The organism is Bacteroides sp. OM08-11, from assembly GCF_003438665.1.
Lineage (GTDB): Bacteria > Bacteroidota > Bacteroidia > Bacteroidales > Bacteroidaceae > Bacteroides > Bacteroides cutis.
Map to the genome: position 1 here is coordinate 940190 of NZ_QSTJ01000001.1, position 22549 is coordinate 962738.

Annotated in this window: 13 protein-coding genes; 10 read left to right on the plus strand and 3 right to left on the minus strand. The window is 43.2% G+C overall.

Going from position 1 to position 22549, the window contains the following annotated elements; genetic code table 11:
* From DXC10_RS03650 to DXC10_RS03660, 3 genes are all read right to left on the minus strand, one after another.
* Positions 1-654 (minus strand): DUF4136 domain-containing protein, encoded by a 654-nt coding sequence (locus tag DXC10_RS03650; protein ID WP_101542354.1) that lies wholly within the window; start codon positions 652-654, stop codon positions 1-3.
* A gap of 154 nt (positions 655-808) precedes the next feature.
* Positions 809-2863, minus strand: coding sequence for a glycoside hydrolase family 97 protein (locus DXC10_RS03655; RefSeq protein WP_101542355.1), 2055 nt, complete (start codon positions 2861-2863; stop codon positions 809-811).
* A 9-nt stretch (positions 2864-2872) separates the two neighbouring features.
* The gene (locus tag DXC10_RS03660; protein ID WP_101542356.1) at positions 2873-3874 is read right to left on the minus strand and encodes an aldo/keto reductase; all 1002 of its coding nucleotides are present in this window, start codon (positions 3872-3874) and stop codon (positions 2873-2875) included.
* 227 nt (positions 3875-4101) lie between these two features.
* On the opposite strand from DXC10_RS03660, the gene DXC10_RS03665 reads away from it, so the two are divergent.
* From DXC10_RS03665 to DXC10_RS03710, 10 genes are all read left to right on the plus strand, one after another.
* The gene (locus DXC10_RS03665) at positions 4102-6405 is read left to right on the plus strand and encodes a glycoside hydrolase family 3 N-terminal domain-containing protein (protein WP_117737334.1); all 2304 of its coding nucleotides are present in this window, start codon (positions 4102-4104) and stop codon (positions 6403-6405) included.
* Positions 6406-6585: 180 nt separating this feature from the next.
* Positions 6586-9060: a beta-galactosidase GalA gene (gene galA, locus DXC10_RS03670; RefSeq protein ID WP_117737335.1), complete on the plus strand. Its 2475-nt coding sequence runs from the start codon at positions 6586-6588 to the stop codon at positions 9058-9060.
* A 207-nt stretch (positions 9061-9267) separates the two neighbouring features.
* Positions 9268-10155: an AraC family transcriptional regulator gene (locus tag DXC10_RS03675; RefSeq protein WP_101542359.1), complete on the plus strand. Its 888-nt coding sequence runs from the start codon at positions 9268-9270 to the stop codon at positions 10153-10155.
* Positions 10156-10252: 97 nt separating this feature from the next.
* Positions 10253-11539, plus strand: a complete 1287-nt coding sequence (locus DXC10_RS03680; protein ID WP_101542458.1) for an acetylxylan esterase — start codon at positions 10253-10255, stop codon at positions 11537-11539.
* Positions 11536-12825, plus strand: coding sequence for a beta-mannosidase (locus DXC10_RS03685; protein ID WP_117737336.1), 1290 nt, complete (start codon positions 11536-11538; stop codon positions 12823-12825). Before DXC10_RS03680 ends, DXC10_RS03685 begins: the two co-directional genes overlap by 4 nt.
* Before the next feature lie 53 nt (positions 12826-12878).
* Positions 12879-13865 (plus strand): glycoside hydrolase family 5 protein, encoded by a 987-nt coding sequence (locus tag DXC10_RS03690; RefSeq protein ID WP_117737337.1) that lies wholly within the window; start codon positions 12879-12881, stop codon positions 13863-13865.
* 344 nt (positions 13866-14209) lie between these two features.
* Entirely contained in the window at positions 14210-17494 is a 3285-nt protein-coding gene (locus DXC10_RS03695; RefSeq protein ID WP_117737338.1) for a TonB-dependent receptor, read from the plus strand.
* Positions 17495-17513: 19 nt separating this feature from the next.
* Positions 17514-19271, plus strand: a complete 1758-nt coding sequence (locus DXC10_RS03700) for a RagB/SusD family nutrient uptake outer membrane protein (protein WP_101542363.1) — start codon at positions 17514-17516, stop codon at positions 19269-19271.
* Between the two features lie 18 nt (positions 19272-19289).
* Positions 19290-20651 (plus strand): glycan-binding surface protein, encoded by a 1362-nt coding sequence (locus tag DXC10_RS03705; RefSeq protein WP_101542364.1) that lies wholly within the window; start codon positions 19290-19292, stop codon positions 20649-20651.
* A 26-nt stretch (positions 20652-20677) separates the two neighbouring features.
* Positions 20678-22531: an IPT/TIG domain-containing protein gene (locus DXC10_RS03710; RefSeq protein ID WP_222705376.1), complete on the plus strand. Its 1854-nt coding sequence runs from the start codon at positions 20678-20680 to the stop codon at positions 22529-22531.
* Positions 22532-22549 lie beyond the last annotated feature (18 nt).

Genomic DNA, 22549 nt, shown 5'->3' on the forward strand with positions numbered 1-22549 from the left:
TTATCTGGGTTGTGCATTCATATTGTTGAGATAGGTAGACTGGGTGAAAGCTTGGTTTACACCTTCTACAGCCATCTTTGTATTTACAGAGGTAGAACCACTCAATAGTCCGCTCATGTAACTGGTCCACAGAACAGGAAGTTTCTCGCTTTGACCTTGAGGAGCGTTAAGGTTTAACAATTCGGTGATGAAGGAACCGGTGCTATAAGAATAGTTAACGGCATACGGATAATACCAGCCACCCCAGTTGCCCCAATAAGGAGTATCCCAGTAACCCGGATAATTCCACCACCATTCAGGACGTCCGTAGTCAGTGAAGTAGTAAGTGCTCTTCACATAGCTAACTTGTAATCCGAGGTCGGCTTCCTCACGGTCTTCTACACGAATATAGCCGCGGTTATTCATATTTGTAACGTAGGCGCTGAGAATTTCTTGTGCACTTTCGTCTTTCCAATATTCGGCTTCTTTTCTGCTGCCGATCACGAGAATACTGTCCGGCAAGTAGTAAGTTTCAAAGGTTTTGAAATCTGCCTTCTTGTCATAATTGGTATAAACCAGATACTTATTGTCTAGCTTATCCATGTCAGGGTCTTTCTCGCAAGATACGAATGCGACTGCGAAGACCGCTAATAATAAGGGAATAAATTTCTTCATACTTCTATAATTGTTTAGGTTAAATATTAATTCCTGCCCTATGGTACCTTAGGCTTTTGAGAAAAAACAAGATAGAATGTGAAAAGTTCACGAGAGGATATGTTAAAAGTAAAAAGTGGCAAGATCACCTTTGTCATCTTACCACTTTGCCACTTTATTGTCTTTTTTGTATGATTGCTGTCCATCCGCCACCTGGAGCCATATATATACTTAATTTATCACTTGCTTTCACCGTACGTTTTTCTTTACGGTAATCGGTAGCTTCACGGTCGGCATTTATTCCATCGGAAAAAATTTCTGCTTCATAGTTACCTTCTCTAAGGAAAGAAAGGTCGATGGTATATTTGCGGGGTGTCCAGTTAGTCATTGCGCCTATATACCATGTATCTCCGCTTCTTCGTGCCAGAGCAATATGTTCACCAACCTCTCCGGCTAACGCTATTGTCTCGTCAAAAACAGTCGGTACTTTAGCTATAAAATCGGTACATTCCTGCTCTTTCATATATTTACTGGGACTGTCTGCCAGCATTTGTAACGGTGCCTCAAACACAGTGTACATAGCCATTTGATGCACCCGTGTACCTTGGCTCATAGGATGGTCGTTGATGGCGCGGAAAGTACTGCGGGTAGCGTTTGTCATAGCTCCCGGAGTGTAATCCATCGGTCCTGCAAGTTGCCGCAAATAAGGGGCGGTAACGTCATAACGGGGAAAATCATGGAGAGGAACATTGTTTACGATGGGTTCCCATTTGGCGTTTTCCAATCCTTTCACACCTTCAAAATTAAGTATATTGGGATAAGCACGTTGGATACCGTAAGGTTTTAGCCCATGCAGGTCTAGAAGTAGTTTATTGTTGGCTGCACAAACGGCTATTTGCTCTACGGATTCTATGACAGGTTGGTCATCACGGTCGAAGAAGTCGATTTTGAAACCTTTGATACCCATATTGGCGTAGTAAGCAAATGATTGTTCCATATTGGTAATGGCATTTCGCCAGCTTGACCAGAGAATAATACCGATTCCTTTCTGTTTTCCATAGTTAACGAGCTCTTCCAAATTGATATCCGGATTTAAATCCTCCAGAAGTGATTCTTTTCCACTCCAACCTTCATCGATGATGATATATTCCAACTTATTGGCAGCGGCAAAGTCAATGAAAGCCTTATAGGTTGGAGTATTCATGCCTGCTTTGAAATCTACTCCGGTCAGGTTGCAGGTATTCCACCAGTCCCAAGCTACTTTCCCGGGTTTTATCCACGAGGTATCGGCTAAGCGGCAGGTGGGAGCAAGTCGTTGTGCCATGTCATTATCAGCTAGTTGTGTGTCCTTTTCGGTGACGAGTACAACCCGCCAGGGGAAAGTACGGCGTGCATTGTTGGAAGAAGATGCTTCCCGTGCCGTACCGGGGATGCGCGCTATATAATCTGCGCGTTTGGTCGGTATACGGTTTAATCGGTTATGCCCGCCGATGGTTTCCTGTAGCGGGTAGGGGGCGAAGGTTGCCTGTAATCCGGTTGGTGTTCGGTTGTTCCGGATAAGAAACATACCCGGATAAACTTCTACTCCGGCTTCCATAATAATGGCTTTCTTCCCTTTTCCCAAATCGACCATTAGCGGAGTAGTGGCAAGCGAATCGGCAACCATTTCTGACAACTTGCTTTCATCGTAGTAAGACTCGAAAGAATAGCAATAGCGCTCTCCGTTTCGGTTATCATTAATGTAAGGGATAAATGCTTTGTAATCTTTATTGAAGTTGAACTCAGCCGTTTCACTTTTCACGAGGAACGGTTCCGCACGGTTAGAGATAAACCGGTAGGCAGCACCATCGTCATAAACCCGGAACTGAACGCTATATCCTCCTTTGCATTTAAGGGTCAGCTCATTATATATATCTTCCACACTTGCCTTTTTATAGAAAGGAGTGGTGAAAGTACTCTTGATGGATTTGCGCTCTGCCCGTGACACTTTCATGCTTTTGCCAAAAGTCATTTCTTTTCCCGTAGCTCTCATCTCCTGACCTTGCATGGCAATTACCGATGGTTGCAAGACGCCGGTACCGTCATGGTCTATCTTCCAATTCAGTGTCTCGCCTACATTCACGGTGACAACCAACTTGCCGTTGGGAGATTTTACATTATATTCTTGGGCTCCGACTATACTTAAACAGGCGAAAAGTAAATAAAGAACTGTAATGCCGGTATTTCTCATGTTGCTTTCTTATTTTAGAATTCGATTAATCGTTTCCAGTTCTTCTGTTGAGAACGTTGTATTTTCAATGGCTTTCAAATTATCTGCCAATTGCCCTACCGAACTTGCTCCGATAATGACAGATGTCACCATTTCGTCTTTCAAAATCCATGCAAGCGCCATTTCCGCGAGTGTTTGCCCGCGTTGGTACGCTACTTCATTCAGGGCTTTTATCTTTTTCAGGACCTCATCGGTCAATGCTTCTTTTTTCAGAAAAGCACCCTTTGCCATACGGGAGTCTTCAGGAATGCCATTCAGATAACGGTTTGTCAGCAGTCCTTGTGCCAGTGGTGAAAAAGCGATGAAGCCTGTACCGTTTCCTTTGGCTTGTTGCAAGATACCTTCTGTCTCCGGTTCACGGTTAAACATATTGTATTTACCTTGATAGAGCAGGCAGTGTACATCCCGCTTCTTCAGATAGCGATAGGCAAATTCGGCTTTATCTTTGGGATATTTGGAAATGCCTATGTATAGTGCTTTCCCTTGCCGCACAATGTCTACCAAAGTCTGGAGGGTTTCTTCAAGCGGTGTATTCGGGTCATAGCGGTGAGTATAGAAAATATCCACATATTCCAGGTTCATGCGTTTCAAACTTTGGTTGAGGCTACTCATCAGCGATTTACGTGATCCCCAGTCACCGTAAGGGCCGGGCCACATTTCATGTCCTGCTTTGGAGGAGATAAACAGTTCGTCCCGATAAGGCATAAATGATTTTTTCATAATCATTCCGAATGTCTCCTCAGCCGAACCGAAGGAAGGGCCGTAATTATTGGCGAGGTCGAAATGCGTGATACCACGGTCGAATGCATAGTGGGCCATAGCTTGTGAATTGGCAAATGTATTCACATCGCCGAAATTGTGCCATAGGCCTAATGAAATTTCAGGTAAGAGGATACCACTTTTCCCGCAACGGCGATACTTCATTCCGCAATCATATCTCTGGGGAGCAGGAGAATAAATAGGATTTATCATATTGATATTTTTTAAATTGAACAATTTGAATACTCAGTCATCCGTAAAGAATGACGATGTGACAAAAATAGGGAATTTCCTCGAAATCCACTTCTTTTTATTTATCCAAATGTGATAGATAACAACTAATACGGTGGATTGAAACAAATGATACTAAAATTGGATAAAATAATGCTATCCGATATCTTTCAAAGCGGTTATCTTTGCAAAACAAAAGTTTAATATCAATGAAAAACAAATTAATCATTATAGCGATGGTAACTTGCTTGGCATCTTGCGGCGGTAACAAGACAGAAGTATACAAAAATTCCGCAGCTCCTGTGAAAGATAGAATAGAAGACCTCCTCGGAAGAATGACGCTGGAAGAGAAAGTCGGTCAGATGAACCAGTTTGTCGGTTTGGAACATATTAAGGCAAACAGTGCCGTGATGACTGAGGAAGAACTGAAAAATAACACGGCAAATGCTTTTTATCCCGGTATTACGGAAGAAGACGTGGCAGCGTGGACAGAACAGGGGCTGATAGGTTCTTTCTTACATGTGCTTACTATCGAAGAAGCCAACTATCTGCAATCTCTTGCCATGAAGAGCCGTTTACAAATTCCCATCATTTTCGGTATCGATGCCATTCATGGTAATGCCAATGCGCCGGATAACACAGTATATCCCACGAATATAAACCTTGCTTGTTCTTTCGATACGCTGATGGCTTACAAGATAGCCCGCCAGACCGCCAAGGAAATGCGTGCCATGAATATGCATTGGACGTTCAATCCTAATGTGGAAGTAGCACGCGATACCCGTTGGGGACGCGTGGGTGAAACGTATGGTGAAGATCCTTATCTGGTAACATTAATGGGTGTACAGTCTGTCAGGGGATATCAGGGAAACTTAGATAGCGACGAGGACGTATTGGCATGTATCAAGCACTTTGTCGGCGGCAGCGAGCCTATTAATGGCACAAACGGTTCTCCGGCAGATTTGTCCGAGCGAACCTTACGTGAAGTCTTCTTTCCGCCTTTTGAAGCGGGAGTGAAGGCAGGTGCTTTATCTTTGATGACGGCTCATAATGAATTAAACGGTGTACCTTGCCATAGTAACGAATGGCTGATGACCGATGTGCTTCGCGGTGAATGGAAATTTCCCGGTTTTGTAGTAAGCGACTGGATGGATATCGAGCATATTCACGACCTGCATGCCACAGCCGAGAATATCAAGGAGGCTTTCTATCAATCTATCATGTCGGGCATGGATATGCACATGCATGGTATCCACTGGAATGAGATGGTGGTAGAACTGGTGAAAGAAGGCCGTATTCCGGAAGCTCGGATTGATGAATCCGTACGCCGTATTCTTGATATCAAGTTTCGTTTGGGACTGTTTGAGAAACCATACGCCGATGAAACTGAGAGCCTAAAAATCCGCCTTTGCGATGAACATCGCCAAACGGCTCTCGAAGCGGCCCGTAATGGAATTGTCCTTTTGAAAAATGACGGTGTACTGCCGCTGGATGCTTCTAAATATAAAAAGGTGATGGTGACCGGTATCAATGCCGATGACCAGAATATTCTTGGTGACTGGAGTGCACCGGAGAAACCGGAGAATGTAACGACTATCCTTGAAGGTTTGAAGATGATAGCTCCCGATACGCAATTTGATTTTGTAGACCAAGGGTGGGACCCGCGCAATATGAACCCCGAAAAGGTAGCCGAAGCTGCTGCTCATGCCAGGAATGCGGATCTGAATATTGTTGTTGCCGGTGAATATATGATGCGTTTCCGCTGGAACGACCGTACGGACGGTGAGGATACGGATCGTTCTGATATCGACCTTGTTGGTTTGCAGAACGAATTGATAGAAAAGGTTGCCGCTTCCGGTAAGCCGACTATCCTCGTATTGGTAAATGGGCGTCCGCTGGGAGTACAGTGGGCAGCCGAGCACTTGCCCGCCATTGTGGAAGCGTGGGCTCCGGGTATGCAAGGAGGGCAGGCTGTGGCAGAAATCCTATATGGTAAAGTAAATCCTTCTGCCAAGCTGGCTATAACAATACCACATAGTGTCGGACAGCTTCAGATGATTTATAATCATAAACCTTCCCAGTATTTCCATCCATATGTTGCCGGTAAACCGAGTACGCCGCTTTATCCGTTTGGTCATGGACTGTCCTATACCACCTATAAATATGAAGATTTGAAGTTGTCGCAGCAAGAAATCAGTAAGGACGGCAGTGTGGATGTCAGCGTAAAGGTTACGAATACAGGCGATCGTGATGGCGTGGAGATTGTACAACTGTATATTCGTGATAAGTTCAGTTGTGTCACCCGTCCTGTAAAAGAGCTGAAAGACTTTGCTCGTGTGGCTTTGAAAGCCGGTGAAAGTAAAACGGTAAACTTTAAGATAACTCCCGATAAACTCGCATTTTATGATATCAAGATGAATAAGATTGTAGAGCTGGGTGAGTTCATTGTTATGGTTGGTGCTTCTTCGGATGACAAGGATTTGTTGAAGGAGACGTTTGTGGTTAAATACTAATTTAGGGGCGTAGCGCCCCGGCAAGGTTTCCGTTCGGATGATAACATTTTAGGCGCGGATTTCGCGGATTAATAGGCTATGATTACATAAGAGAAAAAAATCGTGTAATCCGCGAAATCCGCGCCTAAAATAATATCACAACGCTACACCGCTAAATTCCCATCTATAAGTTTAATGTCAATGAAAACAATTTATTCTATTATTACCCTTTTGCTTCTTACCCTTTCTCTTTCCGCTCAATCTGTCCGCGAACGGATACTTCTGGATGAGAATTGGCAATTCGCCTTCGGTAATGCTTCCGATCCGGCAAAGGATTTGGGTTGTGGAACAGAATATTTTAATTATCTGACAAAAGCAGCTTCCATTCATAATGAAGGTCCTTATTCTCCGAAATTCGATGCCGCCAAGTGGAATGTGGAATGGAAGAATGTGGATCTTCCCCATGATTGGGTAGTCGATTTACCATACGATTCATTGGCAAGTCATAGCCACGGTTATAAGACTGTCGGTTACAAATATCCGGAAACCAGTGTCGGTTGGTACCGGAAAACCTTCATTGTCCCGCAGGAAGACAAAGGCAAACATCTTTATCTCCAGTTCGACGGTATTTTTCGTGATGCCCGCATTTGGGTAAATGGCTTTTATCTGGGACATGAACCGAGCGGTTATGCAGTTCAAACATACGATATTACCGAATATCTGAACTATGGCAGTGAGAATTTAATAACCGTCCGTACAGATGCTACCCTTGAAGAAGGGTGGTTCTATGAAGGTGCCGGTATCTATCGTCATGTTTGGCTGAATAAAACGGCTTCGCTACATGTGGCGCCTTTCGGTACTTTTGTGTATACTAATTCTACTTATATCCCTAAAGAAGCTTTCATCAACGTGGAAACGACAGTGGTCAACTCCGGTTTGCAGTCCGCTACTTATTCTTTGCGCCACACTCTACTCACTGCCGAAGGAAAGGAACTCGGACAGAAGGAAGTGAAAGGGAAAGAACTTCTTGCTAAAGAAAGACATCGGACAACTGTTTCCTTATACCTTGCGGCTTCGAATGTGGAGAGCGGAGACATTAATGAAGACTATCACTTATGGACTCCCAATACACCTTATTTATATACCATGAAAACCGAAGTCTATTCAGGTGACAACCTTGTGGATTGCTATCACACTCCGTTTGGCATCCGTCAAATCGGTTTTGATGCAAATCGTGGCTTTTTATTGAATGGCCGGCCTCTGAAACTGAAAGGAGTAAATATGCATCAGGATCATCCCGGTGTAGGTACCGGTATCCCCGATGCCCTGCAAATCTATCGGTTGAAACAGTTGAAAGCTATTGGTTGTAATGCCTATCGTTCCTCTCATAACCCGATGACTCCTGAAATGTTGGATGCTTGTGACAGTCTGGGCATTTTAGTGATTGAGGAAAACCGTCTGACCGGAGTAAATAAGGAACACATCGATCTGTTGGAACGTATGATAGTTCGCGACCGTAATCATCCATGCGTCATTCTTTGGAGTGTGGGTAATGAAGAATGGGGCATCGAATGGGAGGAAACGGGTAACCGTATTGTGGCTACCATGCGTGAGTATTGCCATCGTATCGATCCCACGCGACTGATGACTGTGGCTTCCAGTGGTGGTCCCACCGTTTTGGCTCCGGCCGATGTGGCAGGTTACAACTATATTCTTCAAAATCCCGTAGATAAATATCGTAGTGAATATCCCGAACGTTGCGCCATTGGCTCGGAGGAAACTTCCGGTTGCGGTACACGCGGCATTTACTTCGATGAGACGGATAAAGGACTTATGGTTGCCCATAACCGTAAACCGAATGGTCGTGACAGTCTTCTGAATTGTATAGAGCGAGGTTGGAAGTTCTACGATGAACGCCCTTGGTTAGGTGGGCTTTTCTATTGGACAGGATTTGATTATCGGGGTGAACCCAATCCGATGAAATTTCCCGCCACGGGTTCCCAGTTCGGTATTTTAGACTACTGCGGTTTCCCAAAGGATGAGGCTTTTTACTTGAAATCCTGGTGGAGGGAAGAACCGGTTTTGCATATATTTCCTCATTGGAATCTCCAAGGTCATGAAGGGGAAAAGGTTGATATCTGGGCATATAGTAACTGTGATGAAGTGGAGCTGATTGTAAACGGTAAAAAAATAGGCCGTAAGTCAATGCCTAAAAACGGACATTTATCTTGGACTGCTGTTTATGAGCCGGGTATGGTAAAAGCTATAGGCTATAAAAATGGTAAAAAGGTGATGACTCAAGAAATAGAAACCACAGGTGAACCTGCCCGTATTGTTCTGACTCCTGATCATTCTGTCTTTCGGAGTGATATAAAGAAAGATGTAGTTGTGGTTTGTGTAGAGCTTCAGGATAAGAAAGGGCGTTTTGTACCGACAGCTTGTAACGAGTTGGAGTTCACTGTTACCGGTCCGGTTCGTATTTTAGGAGTTGGCAACGGAAGTCCTGCTTATCAGTCTACCGAGCGGCCGTCGGATGTAAATGCACGGACTTATCAGGTGAAAACTTTCAATGGACTGGCCCAAATACTGTTGCAAAGTACCGGTGAAGAGGGAGAAGTTACGATGACTGTAAGTTCGGAAAATATCAATGATGCTTTTTTAGTGTTGAAACATTGAAAAGAAAACAATGTAACCTTTCTTTTTTATTGGTAGTATAACTCGTAACTTTTTTCTTAGCATTTTATGGTAAGGGGATACTACCTTTTTAGAGAAGAAAAGTAGGGTGATTGAACAATTTATCCCCTTAAAAGAAACAAATAGTACCATATCCGGAAGAAAAAGAATGAGTATCTTTGTTGCATGATACTTTTTTAACCAATCGCCATGGAAAACCAAAACTACATTATGAGGGAAATAACCCCTTTGTCAGATCGGGACTGTTTTTATATAGCCGACAGACGTAAAAACGAGTTCACTTATCCCATTCATTGCCATGCGGAGTATGAGTTGAATTTTACGGAGCATGCTGCCGGGGTACGGCGCGTGGTAGGTGATTCCGCCGAAGTGATAGGAGACTATGATCTGGTATTGATTACCGGTAAAGAACTGGAACATGTTTGGGAACAACATGAATGTAAAGCCAGGGAAATCCGAGAAATAACAATTCAGTTTTCTCCCGATCTTTTTTTTAAGGATTTTATTAATAAAAATCAATTCGATAGCATTCGCCGGATGTTGGAGCGAGCACAGTGTGGACTGTGTTTTCCGATGCAGGCCATTATGAAGGTTTATAACTGGCTGGATCATCTTGCTTCTGAAGAACAAGGCTTTTATGCTGTGATGAACTTTCTGCGGATACTTTATGAATTGTCTCTTTATGACGATGCCCGCGTGCTGTCAAGCTCTTCATTTGCGAAAATAGAGACTTTCTCCGACAGCCGGCGTGTACAGAAAGTACAGAAATATATAGCTGATCATTATCAGGAGGATATCCGCCTGAGCGTTTTAGCCGATATGGTCGGGATGACTCCGGTTTCTTTCAGCCGCTTCTTCCGTCTGCGAACCGGAAAAACGCTCTCGGATTATATCATTGATATCCGTTTGGGATTTGCTACCCGGTTGTTGGTAGACTCTACGCGTACCATTGCGGAAATTTGTTATGATTGCGGTTTTAATAACCTTTCCAACTTCAACAGGATGTTCAAGAGGAAAAAAGGATGCTCGCCGAAAGAGTTCAGAGAGAATTATAGAAAGAAGAAGATTGTGATATGATAAGATAGTATCATTTGCTTTTAGAATGAGTGGCTATCTTTGCAGAGTTGGGAAATGATAAGTTCTCATTTGTCTGATTAAAATTAAATCTAATATGATGAAAAGAGTTTTCTTTTTTTCCTTTTTCTGTCTGTTGTGTGCATGGACCTCAATAGCACAAGTGCGCGGTAACGAAATCCGTGTATTGGTTTCGCCCGATCATACGGATTGGATGTATCGCCTGAATGAAAAATGTACGTTTACCGTACGAGTGTTGAAAGCGCAGAATTTGTTGTCGGATGTGAAGATTGATTATGAGCTCGGTCCGGAAATGTATCCTGTGGAAACCAAGAAGTCTGTATGGCTCAAAAACGGAGAGCTGAAGTTGCGGGGCACAATGAAAATTCCCGGTTTTTTCCGCTGTAAAGTCACGGCACATGTAGGAGACCGGACATACGAAGGGCTGGCAACAGCCGCATACGCTCCGGAACAATTACAACCGATAACAGAATTGCCTGCCGATTTCAGCGATTATTGGGCAAACACGTTGAAGTCTGCACGAGAAACTCCTTTAAATCCGTTGATGACTTTATTACCCGAACGTTGTACGGAGACAGACAATGTTTATCAAGTCAGTTTCCAGACTAAACCGTGGGGCGGCCGTTTTTATGGTATTCTCAGTATTCCTAAAAAAGAAGGAAAATATCCGGCTCTATTGCGCGTGCCGGGTGCGGGTGTACGCCCCTATACAGGCGATACCTATACTGCTCCGGGAAAGATTATCACATTGGAAGTCGGTATTCATGGCATTCCCGTAACGATGGAACAGGGCGTTTATGATAATCTGGCGAACGGAGCTTTGGCCAATTATTGGACATTCGGGCGTGATAATCGGGATAGAAGTTATTACAACCGGGTGGTAGTAGGTGTGTTGCGTGCTGTGGATTTTATTTGCTCGTTACCGCAATATAACGGTAAGGCATTAGGTGTAACAGGTTCCAGTCAGGGAGGAGCCCTTTCCGTGATAACCGCTGCCTTTGACGCGCGTGTCACTTTCTTGGCTGCCGTTCATCCTGCTTTGTGCGACCACGAAGCATATTTCAAGAAGCGTGCCTGCGGTTGGCCTCATTATTTTTATTATTATGGTACTCCCGGTGAAAATGAGCTCAAGACAATACGTTACTATGATACGGCAAATTTTGCCCGTCAACTGAAAGTTCCTGGTTGGTTCAGTTGGGGATATAATGACGAGGTTTGCCCTCCTACTTCCATGTATGCGGCCTATAATGCGATTACAGCTCCCAAGGAACTGCATCCGTATCTGGAAACCGGTCATTATTGGTATCAGGAACAATGGGACGAGTGGTTGGAATGGTTACGTAAGCAATTGGGAGTAGAACGATGAAGATATATTTCTTTTTAGTAGCTTTTGTGTCCCTTCTTTTGGGGGCCTGTACACCCGAACCTGTCGGGACATCATTTATAACGGTCAGTCCCGACGGCCAATTCATGCGTTACGGAAAACCATATTATTATGTGGGCGCTAACTTTTGGTACGGTGCCATCCTCGGATCAGAAGGTGAAGGCGGTAATCGTAAACGCCTGCACAAGGAATTGGATTTCTTAAAAAGCATTGGAGTGGACAATCTGCGTGTGTTGGTGGGAGCAGATGGTGAAAATGGGGTGAAAACCCGCGTGGAACCCTCTTTGCAGACGGCTCCCGGCGTTTATAATGATACCATCTTAGACGGATTGGATTATTTTATGAATGAACTGCGTAGACGTGATATGACTGCCGTCCTTTACTTGAATAATTCATGGGAGTGGAGTGGCGGATATTCTATGTATTTGCAATGGTCGGGACATGGTAAAGCGGTGATACCCGCTGTAGATGGTTGGCCTGCCTATAATAATTATGTGAAGCAGTTTCATCAATCGGATAGCGCGAAGGTATTGTTTGCCAATTATGTCAAGGATATCGTAACAAGAACTAATAGGTATAACAAGATAAAGTATGTAGACGATCCCACTCTCATGTCTTGGCAGATTGGTAACGAACCTCGCGCTTTTTCTGATGAGAACAAAGAGGCTTTTGCACGCTGGATGACCGATGTAGCGGCACAAATCAAGTCACTCGATCCAAATCATCTGGTTTCATCGGGGAGTGAGGGAGCGTGGGGATGTGAGGGGGATATCACTCTTTATGAGAAAATTCATTCAGACCCGAATATCGATTATCTGAATATTCACATCTGGCCCTATAACTGGAGTTGGGTGAAAGCCGACAGCTTGCAGGAACTTTTGCCACAGGCAAAGATAAATACCAAAGAATATATTGACGAGCATCTGGCTATTGCCGGCAAGTATAAAAAACCGTTGGTTCTGGAAGAATTCGGCTTTCCGCGTGACGGTTTCCTGTTCTCAAAAGAAACATCGACAACGGCTCGTGATGAATATTATAGTTATGTATTCGACCTTATTCGTCAGGAACGTGAAAACGGCGGACTGTTTGCCGGATGTAATTTCTGGGCATGGGGAGGTTTTGCGGAGCAGGCTCCTGGACATATCTATTGGGAAAAGGGAGATGATTATACAGGTGACCCTGCACAGGAGGAACAAGGTTTGAATTCTGTTTTTGCTACGGATAGTACCGTTGGAATTATCAAAAGCGAAAACGAAAAACTGAAATAAAGAATAAAAGATTTAATGGGAAACTTGAACGGAAAATAAAAAACAGAAATAAAATGAGAAGCATTATCAACATTTTTGGGGCAGTCTGCCTTTTGGCTGCAATGTTTGGATGTGGTGCAAACTCTTCTAAGAAGACCGCTTCGGAAGAGACAGTGAAACAATTCCCCCGCCTGTCCGTTGTCGGTACGCAACTGATGAATGAGAATGGTGATACGGTTGTGCTGCGCGGTGTCAGTTATGGCTGGCATCAATTCTGGCCTCGTTTTTATAATGATTCTACAGTGGCTTATTTTGCCAAAGATTGGGGAGCGCAAGTTCTCCGGGCTTCTATGGGAGTAGATTTGGATAGTGCCTGCTATGTGTATCAGCCTGAATTCGGTATTGAGTGTGTCACCAAAGTGGTGGATGCGGCCATAAAGAACGATGTTTATGCCATTATTGACTGGCATAGTCACAATCTTCGCCAAAAAGAAGCGATTGAGTTTTTTACTCAGATGGCTACTCGTTATAAGGGCGTTCCCAATGTGATTTACGAAATCTACAACGAACCGGTAGAAGATAGTTGGGAACAATTAAAGAGTTATTCTACTGAAGTAATCAAAGCGATACGTGCCATAGAACCGGATGCCGTTATTCTTGTGGGTTGTCCGCATTGGGATCAGGACATCCATCTGGCAGCAGACAATCCTATTAGCGGATATGATAATATAATGTATACCCTTCATTTTTATGCCAATACTCATGGACAATGGTTACGCGACCGTGCAAACTATGCTTTAAGTAAGGGGCTTCCTGTTTTTGTGTCCGAATGTGCCGGAATGGAAGCCAGCGGTGACGGATCCGTCAATCCTGAGGAATGGCAAAATTGGCTCGACTGGATGCAGAAACATGCTATCAGTTGGGCGGCATGGTCTGTTTCCGATAAAGACGAAACCTGTTCCATGCTTCTTCCATCGGCTTCTTCAGGAGGTAATTGGAAAGATGAAGATTTGAAAGAGTGGGGACGTATTGTTCGTAACGAGTTGAAAAGGTTAAGTTAGAGTTCTATATAATAGTTGTTGTTTATATGAGCCATGTTTATTGTCACAGTTTTGTAATAATAAACGTGGCTTGTTAAATGAGTATCATTTTCGGATAAAATGGTGTCTGTTTTATTCTCTTGTAAGGTTTAAATTTGCATTCGGGAAATAGAAGAATAGTAAATTTATATATTAACCATCTAATAAAATGAAGGAATTCAGCCTATGGGAAAAGAAACAATGATGTATCTATCGTTTTATTCAAGGTCTACTCTATTTTAAAAAAGTTAGCCTTATACTTTTAAAGGGCATTACTTGCCGGAAATGCTTGAATGCCATATCATTAATCTAAGAAAAATACAAGTATGAATTTAAATTTCAGAAAAACAGCATTGCTTTTGGGAGTATGCTCGTTTTGTAGTTTGGGCTATACACCTCATGCTTTTGCCGCATCAGTCGATGCAATGGAGGTAGTACAGCAAACAAAGAAAATTACAGGTACTGTTAGCGATGCAATGGGACCGATAATAGGTGCCAATGTGTTGGAGAAAGGTACGACAAACGGTATGATTACTGATATAAACGGTAATTTTACTTTGAATGTGGAACCGGGTGCTACACTCGTTGTCTCTTTTATCGGTTATGTGACTCAGGAAATTAAAATCACTAATCAGACCAACTTGAAGGTTACATTGAAAGAAGACAGTGAAATGTTGGATGAAGTAGTGGTTGTGGGATATGGTACGATGAAAAAGAGTGACCTTTCCGGTGCGTCGGTTTCTATGGGTGAAGATAAAATCAAAGGTTCTATTATAACCAATCTTGACCAGTCATTGCAAGGTCGTGCAGCTGGTGTGACGGCAGTACAGACTTCCGGTGCTCCGGGTTCTTCTTCCTCTATTCGTGTACGCGGGCAAGCCACTATCAATGCAAATGCCGAACCACTGTATGTGATTGACGGTGTGATTGTACAAGGACAAGGAACATCCGGTTCCAGTTTTGGTTTGGGTGATGCACTGGATAATGGTTCCGTATCTACTATCTCTCCATTATCAACCATAAATCCTTCGGATATTGTAAGTATGGAAATCCTTAAGGATGCTTCTGCTACCGCTATTTATGGTGCTCAAGGTGCTAATGGTGTGGTTCTCATTACTACCAAACGGGGTAAAGCGGGTGAAGCCAAATTTACGTACGACGGAATGATTGCGGTAAATCGTCAGGAGAAACGTCTGGACTTGATGAACCTTCGTGAATATGCGGGATATTATCAAGACTTTGTAACAGACGGTCATATCAGTTCTCAGAATGCGGACGTCCATTATAGTGATCCCAGTATTCTTGGTAAGGGAACCAACTGGCAGGACGCTGTATTCCAGACCGCTTTACAGCATCAACATCAAGTCTCGGCAGAAGGTGGTACGGAGAAAGTGAAATATTATGTATCCGGTAGCTATATGAATCAGGAAGGTACTATCATCGGTTCCCAGTTTGAACGTTTCAGTGTACGTACTAATCTTGATGCACAGTTAAAGAAATGGTTGAAACTCGGTCTTTCTGCTACATATAGCAGCACGGACGAAGATTTGAAACTGGCTGATTCAAGTGAAGGTATCATAAACTATTCACTCACAACATTGCCTGATATACCTATTTATGATGTTTATGGTAATTATGCTTCGGAAGTACGGGAGGGGTGGACTTCTCCAAATCCCGTAGCGATGGCTATGCTTAATGAAATTAACTTGAAGCGTCAGAAATTGACCGGTAATGTCTTTGCCGACATCACACCTATAAAGAATTTGACATGGCATGCCGAACTGGGTTATGATATTTCCGCTTCAAAAGGTTCGCGTTTCTTACCTACGGTAGATCTTGGCGGTTGGACGCGTGACAGTAACACGAGTTCTATCCAAAAGAACTCAAGTAAATTCTGGCAATTAAAAAACTATGTAACTTATAATGGAGAGGTCGGTAAGCATCACTTCACTGCCATGGTAGGTCAGGAATGCTGGGAATCTTCATACGATTTCAATAGTGTGACAAATACGAATTTACCTTCCAATACCATTCACAACCCGGCGCTTGGACAGGGTACGCCATCTATCAATGCTGGATTTGGTAGTAGTGCGATGGCTTCTTTCTTCACTCGTGAAACTTATAACTATGATGACCGTTATTATGCTACATATACTTACCGTTATGATGGTAGTTCCAATTTTGGGCCTAACAACCGTTGGGCGGGATTTCATTCTTTAGCGGGTAGCTGGCGTTTCACCAATGAGAAGTTCATGAAGAACGTGGCATGGATAAGCAATGGCAAGATCCGTATCGGTTGGGGACAAACCGGTAATGCTAATATCGGTGGCTCAACCTGGCTTACTACTATGAGTCGTATGCCGACCGGACTTGGCTTGAGTTATCGTCCTGCCAATATAGCCAACGAATCAGTGAAATGGGAAAGTCAAGAACAATGGAATATCGGACTTGACCTCGGTTTCCTGCAAGACCGCATTAACTTGACGGTAGACTGGTATCGTAAAGAGTCAAAAGACATGTTGATGACTATGCAGTTACCTTCATACATGGGTACTCAGGGAAATGCTTCTTCTGCCCTTACTGCTCCTAAAGGAAATTATGGTAAGCTGCGTAACTATGGTTTCGAAATAACTCTTAATGTGCGCCCCGTTGTAACCAAGAATTTTGATTGGGATAGTGATATTCAATTCTCTGTAAACCGCAATAAACTTGTGGGGCTTCAGGGAACGGCAAGTGCTGCAATCGTAGGTTATGGACAGTGGTCGGATGTTGTTTCAATGTCAACGGTGGGCGAGAGCCTTTATAACTTTTACGGATATGTGGTAGAAGGTGTTTATAAAGATTTCAATGATATTATCAATTCACCTATCAGTGATAAGGCTCCGCTGAATGCAGATGGAACCATTTGTACCGATCCTTCCAAATACAACAAACAGAATACTGTTTGGGTAGGTGACCTTAAATTTAAAGATGTCAATGGTGACGGTAAAATAACAGAAGCTGATAAAACGAATATCGGTTCACCTCTGCCTAAATTCACTTTTGGATGGACTAATACTTTCCATTATAAGAATTTCGATGCATCCATCTTTATCAACGGAAGCTATGGCAATAAGGTTATGAACTATACCTCCATTAGTTTGACGGCTATGAAAACCGCATGGTCTAACCAACTCAATACCATTGGCAGTCGTGCGCAACTTAGCATGATAGATGGCTCGAAAAATTATGCGGCAGGAACGTATTGGTATAATGATATCTCAAATATCAAGGTTATCAACGCCGGAACATCCATTCCGCGTGCTGCCATCAATGATCCTAATGACAATGACCGTATCAGTAGCCGGTACATTGAAGATGGATCTTATATCCGCTTGAAAAATATCTCTTTAGGTTATACATTCCCCAAGAAGTGGATCAGCAAAATCGGACTGTCGAATCTTCGTGTTTCGGCCAACATACAGAATTTGCTTACTATCACAGGTTACGATGGCTATGATCCTGAAATCGGCGCAAGTACGTCGGATATGAATGGATATGTATTTGGTATGGATAACGGACGTTACCCTTCCCCTACGACTTATTCTTTTGGATTAAATGTTTCATTCTAACGCCAAATATTAGACTATCATGAAATTAAGAAATATAAAATATTTAATGGCTGCTCTCCTGGTGGGTGCAAGCACTGTATCGTGTGAAGATTTTCTGGATCGTCCCACAGAAGATAGCCCTACTGTGAAAACCTACTATGAAACCGATGACCAATGTATATCGGGGGTAAACTATCTTTATAACTCTCCTTGGTATGATTTCCAGCGCGGTTTTTTTAAAGTTGGCGAGGTATTATCGGGAAACTACTATTGGGGATCGTCTCCTTATCTTACATTTACAGTGAACTCTACCGATGAAGACCTTCGTAATATGTCTTATTCGCTGTGGGCGGTAAACGGACATGCTTCTTCCGTTTATAATAATATCCAAGCTTCTGTCGGTCCGAGTGAGAGTGTCAAAAATCAGACTATGGGTGAATGTCTCCTTTGGAAAGCTATGGCTTATTTCTACCTTGTCCGTACTTTCGGAGATGTGCCTATTATTCACGACCTAAATTCGGTTATAGAAGAGGGTTCTTACAACGAACAGTATAAAGTTCAGAAAGCTGATGTCTATGAATATATCATCATGACACTGGAGAAGGCCATTGAACTACTACCCAAACAATGTTCAAAAGGACGTTTGGATAAGTATTGTGCTAAAGGACTTCTTGCGAAAGTATATCTCACAAAAGCCGGTGTAAGTGGTAAGCTCAATAATGATGACCTCCAGAAAGCTGCGGATTATGCAAAAGATGTGATAGATAACTCAGGTCGTGGGTTGATGGAGAACTATGCGGATATTTTTCGTTTGAAGAATAACACATGTGATGAGAATATGATTGCATGGCGTTGGACTGCCGATGGAGAAAACTGGACGCGTCAGAATTCTTTGCAGAGCGACCTTGCCATGGTGGGATTTGATGAGTTTGGTGATTGTTGGGGAGGATATGGAGGTCCTTCTATAGATCTTCAGGAAGCTTTTGGAGTGAAACCTACCGAAAATCCGGCTTCACGTAGCGATGGGGATGCCCGTCGTAAAGCTACTATGATGATGGCAGGTGATGTTTATGAATATTTTTGGCAAGATAAAGGTGGTTTCGACTATCTGAAATTTATATATAACGTAAACCCGGATGGATATACCGGTAAAGATCCCTATGGGAAAGGGGGGCCGGGCAAGTTGCAATCTCCTACGGGAGCCAATGAAGTGAAACATCTTTATGGTAATGCTGCTGACCATTTGGCTGCTACCGGTGTATCTGCCATGAATATGGCAAGTTCGCTTTGTACTCCCATTCTTCGTTTGGCAGATGTTTATCTTGTATTTGTAGAAGCGAAAGTGTTGCTTGACGGAGGTACTACAACTGATACTAAAGCGCTCAAGGTGTATGGTCAGGTACGTGGACGCTCTGTTCCTTCTTATTGGGCAAAAGAGAATACATCGGTTACATTTGCCGATGTATGGAAAGAACGCAGATTGGAATTGGCCTGTGAAGGAGATCGTTGGTATGATTTTGTCCGCTTGTCGTACTATGATACCAAAGCAGCTATCGATGAAATCAAGATGCAGAAACGCAATGCTTGGTGGAATCTTGATAAAACTTATGAAACTTATGCGAAAAATAGTTCTTGGTCGGTAAATGAGGATGAATGTATTTACGACAACGAGACTGCCAGACCCAATGTTACCGCATCCAGTTTCACCATTCCATTCCCGCAGGAAGACCTTGTATTCAATTCTCATCTTAGCGAGGATGCTATTCATGTGGATGTTCGTGCTACATACAGTTATTAATCTTACTATTTGGAAAAAATGAAAATATTAAATCATAACATATCAAAATGGTTAGTACTTCCGGCTGTTACAATGATGGCTTCCTTTATGGCATCTTGCGAAGATCAGCCCGATAAGTTTGAACTGACCGGTGGGGTTCCTACCATAGAATTTGTACGTGTACCGGATGCCGCAAGCTCCGATTCTATCATTACGGGAGCTTATCTCTCCTCGACAGTATGCCTTGTGGGCGAAAACCTTACGAGTATTAAGGAGATTTACTTCAATGACAAGAAGGCTGTGCTGAATACAAGTTATATCACCGGCAACTCCTTGCTGGTAGATGTTCCAGGAACAATCCCTGTTGAAGTGACTGATAAAATGTATCTTATAACTGCCGGGAACGATACCGTGAAATATCCTTTTAAGACCCTTGTTCCAGCTCCAAGTATTGTTACGATGAACAATGAGTATCTGGAAGGTGGCAAGCCTGGAAAGATTATAGGAGACTATTTCGCTGATAATGATGAGGTACCTTTGCAACTTTCAATTTCGGGGCAACCTGTCGAAATTGAAGGATTTGACCAGTATAACATCAACTTTACGATGCCCGAAGGGTTGGAAGAAGGACAGATTACGGTAACTACCCGTTATGGAACAACCATCTCCAAATTCCATTATAAGGAAAGCCGTAATATGTTGTTCGATAACTGGGGAGCTGTTGATGAACCCGGTACAGGGTTGGCTAACAATGGTTGGGCCACTCCCCATGTGATGAACGATGAGTACTCCATTGCAGGTTCTTATTATCAGATGGGTGACGGTACTACTGAAATTGATGAGTCTGCTACTAATCAGTGGCCGCAGAATCTCTTTGAGTTCGATTATTGTCCCGGTTCATGGGATACTCCTGAGAAATTTGAAGGTGAAGGTGCATCTATACGTTTAAGTACTCTCTTCAATGTTGAAGATTGGAAAAACATGGCTCTTAAGTTTGAGTTATATGTTCCTTCAAGCAATCCTTGGAGTTCGGGTGCTTTGCAGTTGATATTCTCTGGTGATGATCAGATAACTGTCGGTACGCAAAATAACCTTTGGTGGAGAGATCAGGCGGATGATGCCGCAGGTAAGGGATATCCAGAGGCTTATGCCCGTGCGTTGTATCGCCCGTGGACCACTGCTGAGGGTAAGACATTTGATACAGGTGATGAATGGATGACTGTGGCAATTCCTCTCGAAACGGCATTTACTTATTATCTTGACGGTTCTTCTGCAAAGACATTACTTGATGAGAAACATTTTACAGGGTTCACCATGATGCTTTATAGCGGCGGTGTTTCCGGTACTCTGTGTAAACCGATTCTCAAGATTGATAATATGCGTGTAGTACCTTATAAATAATTAAGTCATTAATTTAAAAAACAAGAATGACAATGAATTTGAAATACAGATTTTCTACCATACTGATGTCGTCTCTTTTGCTTGCAAGCGGTCTGTTTGTGGCTGCTTGCGGTGACGACGACCTTGACAACATGCAGACCTCCGTTAATGGAGTTACTCTGAAATCGTTTGGTCCATGTCCTCTTACACGTGGTGAGAGTATGGAGGTGATAGGCGTAAACCTTGGGAAAGTGAGTAAAGTACTGTTCCCTAAAGGTAATCAGCGACTTTATGACACGAAAACTTATGAGGAGGCGCAATTTTCGCTGAATACGGACGGGAAGCTATCGGTCACAGTTCCCGATGAAGTAGTTCCCGGTAAACTTCGCCTTGTGGTGGGTTCGGATACTATCGTTTCCAACAGCTTTGTCAGCTTTAAAGAAGAGGGTGTCATTAAAAATGTGGAACTTTCATCCACTGATGTGCGGGCAGGGGATATAATCACTGTTAAGGGTGAATATGTCTGGAACATGATTTATGCCACATTTGCCGATAATGTAGTGGTATATGCCGAAGACTTCCTGAAAAATACGCGTAATGAAATTCAGATTGCCGTACCTGCTGCTGCGGTAAGTGGTGAAGTTACCTACTATGATGGCAATGCCAATGAAATTCAACAGCCTCTTATTGAAGATTTGCAAATTCGCCAGGCCACAGTAGAACGGCTTTCCAACGAAAGTCCTGAGTTGGGTGAGGAAATTACCATTTTTGGTAAAGACCTCGACTTGGTGGGATGCGCCAATTTCCCTTTTGTGGATTCTGTGAAAGTGGTAGTGAACGAAGCCGGTACGGAATTAAAGTGTATAGTACCTTCGAAGACGACCCCGGGTGATATCAATCTGGCTCAGTATTCAGGAAAGAAAATTTCCGTGCCCTATACTCCTCTTATGATAGAAGTATCGGGAGTGACGCCGAAAGAAGACCTTAAAGCAGGCGACCGGGTAACAATTACCGGTACCCGTCTTGATAAGGTTCAGTATATTCTGTTGCCCGGTGATCTTGCATTGGCATCTGATGAATTTAGCGGTTCTGCTACGCAAATCACATTTACCGTACCCGAAGGTATGGCCGATGGTGAGGTGAAAGTTGTACAGCATGAGAATTACAGTCTCGTCACTGAGAAGATTGCAATGCATCACGAGGGTGCGGAACTGACGATATGGAGTGGAAAGAAAGTGATTGGTAATTGGGACGTTACTATGGATGCCCTTTCTTGGAGCGGTGGCGCAGAACTTTGGCCTACTGTACAGCCGGGACAGGTTATGTCGATTTATGTTACAGTGAATGAGGGGGTGAATGACGCAAAAATTCGTGTAGGTAATGGAAGCTGGGTTGCACTTCCGGGGACAAGTGATCTGAATGACCTTGTGCCGGGAGATAATGTAATTCGCATTACTCTTACTGAAGCAATGATTAATGAACTTGTAAATAACGGTGGATTGGTTCTGTGTGGAGCATACTTTACCGTGACTTCGGTTACGCTTTCCTTACTTGAAACGGTAATTTGGAGAGGTTCTTGGAATTGTTCGGGTGGAACGTGGGCTGGAAACCAAGATCTTGCTTATGGAGCTTATGATTGGTCAACATTCCAAGAAGGACAAAAAATTGTCTTCACGTTTGATTCGGCAGATCCTACCACTGGTTGGGGTTGTATCAGCCCTCGTATGGGTGGTAATAGTTGGGCAAATCTATCAGTTTCTCAGATAAATTTTACTCCAAGTGCTGAAGAACAATCTATAGAATTTATTCCTACAGCGGATGATATCGCTCATCTTCAGAATGATGATGGTCTTGTTATTACCGGTGATGGGTTTATTTTGAAGAAAGTGTCTATTAAGTAACGTATTTAAAGTGACGAA